At 65.1% G+C, this 5500-nt stretch carries 7 protein-coding genes; 4 read left to right on the top strand and 3 right to left on the bottom strand.

Annotation, left to right across the window (positions count from 1 at the left end):
- The 4 genes from VIR09_RS12985 to VIR09_RS12970 form a co-directional block, all read left to right on the top strand.
- The coding region (locus tag VIR09_RS12985) for a TIGR03756 family integrating conjugative element protein (protein ID WP_332013235.1) at positions 1-554 on the top strand (554 nt) is incomplete at its 5' end.
- A gap of 9 nt (positions 555-563) precedes the next feature.
- Positions 564-1958, top strand: a complete 1395-nt coding sequence (locus tag VIR09_RS12980; protein WP_332013234.1) for an integrating conjugative element protein — start codon at positions 564-566, stop codon at positions 1956-1958.
- Positions 1955-2326 carry a hypothetical protein gene (locus VIR09_RS12975; RefSeq protein WP_013391810.1) on the top strand — a complete coding sequence of 124 codons (372 nt, stop codon included), beginning with the start codon at positions 1955-1957 and terminating at the stop codon, positions 2324-2326. Before VIR09_RS12980 ends, VIR09_RS12975 begins: the two co-directional genes overlap by 4 nt.
- A gap of 13 nt (positions 2327-2339) precedes the next feature.
- On the top strand, positions 2340-3857 hold the full coding sequence (locus VIR09_RS12970) for a conjugal transfer protein TraG N-terminal domain-containing protein (RefSeq protein WP_042992643.1): 1518 nt from the start codon (positions 2340-2342) through the stop codon (positions 3855-3857).
- A gap of 15 nt (positions 3858-3872) precedes the next feature.
- Here the strand turns inward: VIR09_RS12970 and VIR09_RS12965 are convergent, their stop codons facing one another.
- The 3 genes from VIR09_RS12965 to VIR09_RS12955 are packed head-to-tail and all read right to left on the bottom strand — an operon-like array spanning position 3873 to position 5052.
- Positions 3873-4250: a DUF3742 family protein gene (locus tag VIR09_RS12965; protein WP_013391812.1), complete on the bottom strand. Its 378-nt coding sequence runs from the start codon at positions 4248-4250 to the stop codon at positions 3873-3875.
- A gap of 26 nt (positions 4251-4276) precedes the next feature.
- Positions 4277-4735, bottom strand: coding sequence for a type II toxin-antitoxin system YhaV family toxin (locus VIR09_RS12960; protein ID WP_013391813.1), 459 nt, complete (start codon positions 4733-4735; stop codon positions 4277-4279).
- Complete coding sequence (locus VIR09_RS12955; protein WP_013391814.1) at positions 4735-5052, bottom strand: type II toxin-antitoxin system PrlF family antitoxin; 318 nt, start codon at positions 5050-5052, stop codon at positions 4735-4737. The genes VIR09_RS12960 and VIR09_RS12955 overlap by 1 nt, the downstream gene beginning before the upstream one ends.
- Positions 5053-5500 lie beyond the last annotated feature (448 nt).

Below are 5500 nucleotides of genomic sequence, written 5' to 3'. Positions count from 1 at the left end.
GCGGCGAGGTGTTCAACCAGTTCGCCTCGTCCTCCGGCTACTTCTGCCAAGGCGCGGGCACGGCCTTCATGCCGTATCTGCTCAGCACCCTGGACACGCTGGCCTGGCGCTACAACGTGCCCGAGATGGCCTACCCGGAGGCGTTGATTCCGGGCATGCGTGAGGTCGGTGCGCGCACCACGATGAACCTCTGGGGCAATGTCTATCCACGCGGTGGCTTCCTGCACCAGACCGACGACCACAAATCCGGGGCGGTGGTGGCCCAGCGCGCGGGCGATGTCGTCACGCGCCGCGGGCAGTTGCACGTGTACCAGCCACTGCTCGCCAACGCCCGTGACGGCTACTGGCCGGCCGGGGCGCTGGTCGAAGGCGATACCTCCACCGGGAAGTGGCAGGAGCTGACCCCTCGTCTGTCGAACACCTGCGTGGTCTTCCCCCACAGCGGCACGCTGACCCAGGCCCAGCAAGGCGACTACGCCTGGGCGCTGTGGCGGCCGTATGCCTGCTGCGAACGCCGCGGGCAGGTGTTCCTGGGCAGCGTCGATTTCCTCTGAGGTGCCACGATGAAGCGTCCTGAACCGATGAACCTTTCCGCCAAGACGTGCTACTTGCTGCGCCCGACGGCGCTGGCCGGCACGCTCGCTCTGGTCTGCGGCATGGCGTGGGCGCAGGTCGGATACCAGAACAGCGGCCCCGTCCTCGGCGATGACGTCATGTACTCGATCGGCGGTGGCAGTGCGGTGTCCATGGGCCGCGCGGCCGGCATGCGTTCCATCGGGGTCGGCGTGGGGTGGAACAGCAACCTGATCTGCGGCGACATGAGCATCCAGACCACGCTGCGCAATCAGCTTAACGGCATCACGAACGGCTTTCAGCAGATCATGAGCAACGTGATCCAGAGCGCGACCAGCGCGGTTGCATCGCTGCCGGCGCTGATCATTCAGCGCGCCGATCCGGGCCTGTACAACCTGCTGACTAACGGCGTGCTGCAGGCGCGGCTGGACTTCGACCGCTCCAAGCTGACGTGCCGCGCCATGGCGGAGAAGATGGCCGAGACGGCGGGTGGCCAGCTTGGCTGGAGCCAGATGGCCGAAGGCATGGCCCTGCGTGACGCGGTTGGCAGCAACGATGCCGTATCGGCCGTCGAGCAGGCCGAGACGCGCCGCGGCAACGACGGCGTGCCCTGGGTGGGCGGCAGCAATGCCGGTGGCGCGGGCCAGTCCGCCATCCGGGTGGTCGGCGACGTCACCCGCGCGGGCTACAACCTGGTCAACGGTCGCGGCGTGACGGACACCTCCTCCATCGCGTCCACCAGTTGCGCGAGCCTGTCCTGCCAGACCTGGACGTCGCCGCAGCAGGCGACCGAATGGGCCACGCGCGCCCTCGGAGAGCAGGTGCAGCGCACGTGCGACTCCTGCACTAAGACCGAGACGGTGCCCGGCGTCGGGCTGACGCCGCTGATCCAGGAGGAGTACGAAGCCAAGCTGGAGGTCTTGCAGGAGCTGGTTTCCGGCACGCGTAATACCACCTTCGAGAACTTGCGCGAGGCCGGCAGCACGTCGCTGCCGATCACCCGCGGCGTGATCGAGGCGCTGCGCGACGAGCCGGACCAGGACCTGCTGGCGCGGCGCCTCGCGTCCGAAGTGGCGCTGTCATCGGTGCTGGAGAAGGCGCTCCTGCTCCAACGCACGCTGCTCACGGGCAAGAAGGAGCCCAACGTCGCAGCCAACGAACTTGCGGTGCAGGCCGTGAACCATGAGAGCGACACGCTCGACCGGGAGATCCGCAACCTGAAGACGGAATTGGAGCTGCGGCGCGAACTGGCGAACAACTCGCCGATGGCCATCATCCAGCGCCACGGCACGCGGGCGGCCGGCTCGCGCGGCATCTACGAGGGCGATCCGGTACCCGACCGCCTTGACCAGTTGCAGAAGGGCAATCCCGGAGCCAGGCCATGAACGCGGAGCGCATGGCCTGGCGCCCCTTGCGCTGGCTCTTCAGCCGGCGCGCGGCGACGGCGCTGCTGTGGGCGGTGGTGCTCGTCGCCGCTGCGGTGGGTGCCAACATCGCCGGCATCTACCTGGTCGGCAGCGTGGCCGGATGGGAGCGGTGGCTCGCGGCCGCATCGGGCTACTTCTTCGTGTGGCGGCTGTGTCTGTACGGGGCCACGGTTTACGGGTGGCTCTGGATGCGCCGCCGGCTGCTGGCGCGCGAAGACCAGGACGGGGCAGATGGGCAGGCACGGCGCCGCCTGATGCGCAGCGAGATCGCGGGCGTCGTCGCCATCGTCGTGCTGGAAGCCAGCTTGTTGATGCAGGCCGCTTGAGGGGATCGAGGCCATGACGCTTTTCACGACCGACTACCTGGAGTACTACCTCACACTCGTTTCCTGGATCGTCAACAACGGCATCTGGGCGGTCCTCGTATCCAGCGGGGTATTCGCGCTGCCTTTCGTCGCCATCGTCGTGCAGGAGTGGTTGAAAGCTCGTGCTGAAGGCGCCGACGAGGGCAATAAAGGCGTGCTGAGCGCCGCCCGCATCGAGAACCGGGTCTTCGTCGCCATCGTGGTGGTGATGTTCGCCGGCATTCCGTTCATCGACGTGGACCTAAACACCATCCAGTACGACAGCTCGCGCTCGGCCCAGTGCCAGGTCAGCGTGGCGCAGCCCGCGGATACCGGCTGGTCGCAGTCCTTCAGCACCATCAACAACCAGTCGGCGAAGGTGCCGGTGTGGTGGGCGTTCATGCACGCGCTCTCGCGCGCCGTCACGGGCGCTTCGGTGGCGGCAATCCCGTGCGGCACGGACCTGCGGCAGATGCGCATGGAGATCGACGCCACGCGCATCGATGATCCGGTGCTGGCTCAGGAAGTAGCGGATTTCTCTCGGGATTGCTATGGGCCTGCACGGGCCAAATTGTTCATGCAGCGCCCTCAACTTGATGAGCAGCAGATGCACGACGTGACCTGGATCGGATCGCGGTTCTTCACCGACACGAACGGGTACTACGACACGTATCGCTCCAGCACGCCGCGCGATGACTGGCCCTATGACAGCAACCGCGACGCTGGGCTGGCCCAGGTATCCAGTGGCGGTGGCTACCCGACCTGCAGGCAATGGTGGGCTGATGGCAGCAATGGCCTGCGGGCACGGCTGCTGGGACAGGTGGACCCGAGCCTGCTCAATCGCCTGGCGGGCTGGGCTGGCTTCCTGAGCCGGGCCGAGGTGGACAATTCGGTGATCCGCGCGATCGCGTCACCGCGGCAGCAGAAGCTGAACCAAGGCAGCGTCTATACCGACTACGGCGGCCAGATCGACAAGACCTTGCCAAACATCGTGACGCGGGCTACGGGAGACGTTGGAATGGCAGTTGGCGCGATTGCCTCGTTTCCCGCGATGGACGTCGTGCGGCAGGCGCTGCCGATGGTGCTCGCCTTGCTCAAGATGGCATTGGTAATCTGCATCCCGCTCGTGCTGGTCGTGGGCACCTATGACTTGAAGACGGTCGTCACGGTCAGCGTCGTGCAGTTCGCGCTGTTCTTCACGGATTTCTGGTTTCAGCTTGCGCGCTGGATCGATTCGACGATCCTGGACGCACTTTATGGCTGGGGGTTCGGCTGGAACCGGCCGCACACCAACTTCGACCCGCTGGTGGGGCTGAACAACGCCTTCGGCGACATGCTCCTGATGTTCGTCACAGGCACGATGTTTCTGGTCCTGCCGACGTTTTGGGTCGCTGCTTTGGGGTGGGTCGGAGTTAAGGCTGGGGTGATTGCTCAGAACCTTGCTGTCGGCTCCAAGGAAGCGCGTGATAGCGCCGGGTCAGGTGTAAACAAGGTAGCCGGCAAGGTTCTGTGACAAACAGGCCAAACCTCAGTCATCGAACGGATCGTTCGGGTCGTGAGGGTCGAGCCGCTGGCCATTGGAAGAATACAGGCCAAAGCCCGCCTCGCCATTGCGCAATTCATCCTGTTGCGTCCAGCGGTCTTCATCTCTAGCCGAATTGCCAGCCATCCATACCGCCGCAACGCCCAGCAGTAGCAACACCGCCAGCCAGAAGGTGGTGTACAGCAGCACCCCGAGCGCAACCAGCTTGACCACCCACACGAGCGCGGTGGCACCGGCCGCCGCCCCCCCCTTTGACACCAACCAGCTCGATGCCCGGCGTTCGCCGCGCACGTAGGCACGCCATCCGCGACCCAAGGTGCGGCCGAGTCGTTCTGCGGTACGGATGCGTGTCGTGGTGTTCATGGTCGTCTCCTGCTATTGAGCGATGCCTATTCCAGTTTGCTCCAATCCTGCTTGCTTGCCTGTATCAGCGCATGCCAGTCGTCTGGTGGGTTCCCGCGCCCGAGCATCTTCTCGAACACGACATACGGGTCCGATTTGCTACCCGAAGACCGCAGGGTCTGTTCATCGTTGACCCAGGCGTACACGATGACCTTCGCCTTCGAGTCATACCGGAAGAACAGCCGGAACCGCCGTCCGATCTTGGCCCTTCGCCAGTGGCGGTGGGCAGGTCCCAAGGTGTTGCCCTGGCGGTACTCGTCGCGTGCCGGATCGCCTGGCACCACATCCAAGATCAACTGGCTCAAGGCCCGGAAGAGCTTGACGTTGGCATTGGACTCGAAGCCCGTCGGGTCGTTCTCCTGCGCGCGCCTCGCGGTCGCATGCAGTTTCTGCAACTGCTCGATCACGCAGTCGTGGAAGAGCAGCGTCCAGCCATGCCGTTGCATCAGAGTTCCACTTTCCCGTCGATCTCCTCGTCCAGGTCCAGACCGTGGCCAGCATGCTCCAGCATGGCGCGGGCCAGATCCTCGGGCAGGCCCTGGACGTTCCGGCCAGCTTCGATGTCGCGGGCCAGCAGGCTCAGGAATGCGCCGATGGCGGGGTCCTCATGCTCGGCATCGACGCGGGTGACGACGACTTCGCTGCCCCGCAGATCGAACGCGAGCTTGCCACCGGCATCGACGCCGAGCGCCTGCCGGATGGGCTTGGGCAGCGTGATCTGGCCTTTGGAGGTCAGCGTGGCAACTTCGTGGATGGCAGGCATGGCGGCTCTCCTGATTGCGATACCCGCATGGTAAGGAAATTTCCTTACTTTGTCAACGTGAAGCCTCACGGCGTTCTCCGAGTCCAAGAATCGGCCCATCGTAGGGCGTGAACAGCCAGCCTTCCTGCATCAATCCGGCCCTGCTGCAACCCGCATTGGCGGTGGACGGTCAGCACCCGTCGCCCTATACCCAAAGGCTGTAAAGGGTCGAAATGGCAAGGGAATGGGGTGCAAGGGGAAAGGCTCTATCCCGAAAAGGCAAAAAGGCCTCCCGCTCGGCCCGCGACAGGACACCCGCATGCTCTCTCTGTTCCAGCGAAAACGGCCCCCGGTCGCTGCCCCGTCGCCAGCGCCCGCCACCGACCTCCCGAAAGGGTTGCTGCGGCCCGAATCGGCCGCATCGCTGCTGGCAACACCGCGCCGGCAGAAGCTGCTGGAACACATCTGG

This window comes from Achromobacter sp., assembly GCF_036567245.1.
In the GTDB taxonomy this organism is placed as follows: domain Bacteria; phylum Pseudomonadota; class Gammaproteobacteria; order Burkholderiales; family Burkholderiaceae_B; genus Achromobacter.
The sequence above is the reverse complement of the archived record's forward strand: the minus strand, read 5'-3'. Positions and strand labels throughout refer to the sequence as shown.

Coding starts and splice junctions, on each gene's coding strand:
- VIR09_RS12965 (WP_013391812.1), bottom strand. CDS start 4,250: ATGAACACCACGACACGCATCCGTACCGCAGAACGACTCGGCCGCACC.
- VIR09_RS12975 (WP_013391810.1), top strand. CDS start 1,955: ATGAACGCGGAGCGCATGGCCTGGCGCCCCTTGCGCTGGCTCTTCAGC.
- VIR09_RS12955 (WP_013391814.1), bottom strand. CDS start 5,052: ATGCCTGCCATCCACGAAGTTGCCACGCTGACCTCCAAAGGCCAGATC.
- VIR09_RS12980 (WP_332013234.1), top strand. CDS start 564: ATGAAGCGTCCTGAACCGATGAACCTTTCCGCCAAGACGTGCTACTTG.
- VIR09_RS12960 (WP_013391813.1), bottom strand. CDS start 4,735: ATGCAACGGCATGGCTGGACGCTGCTCTTCCACGACTGCGTGATCGAG.
- VIR09_RS12970 (WP_042992643.1), top strand. CDS start 2,340: ATGACGCTTTTCACGACCGACTACCTGGAGTACTACCTCACACTCGTT.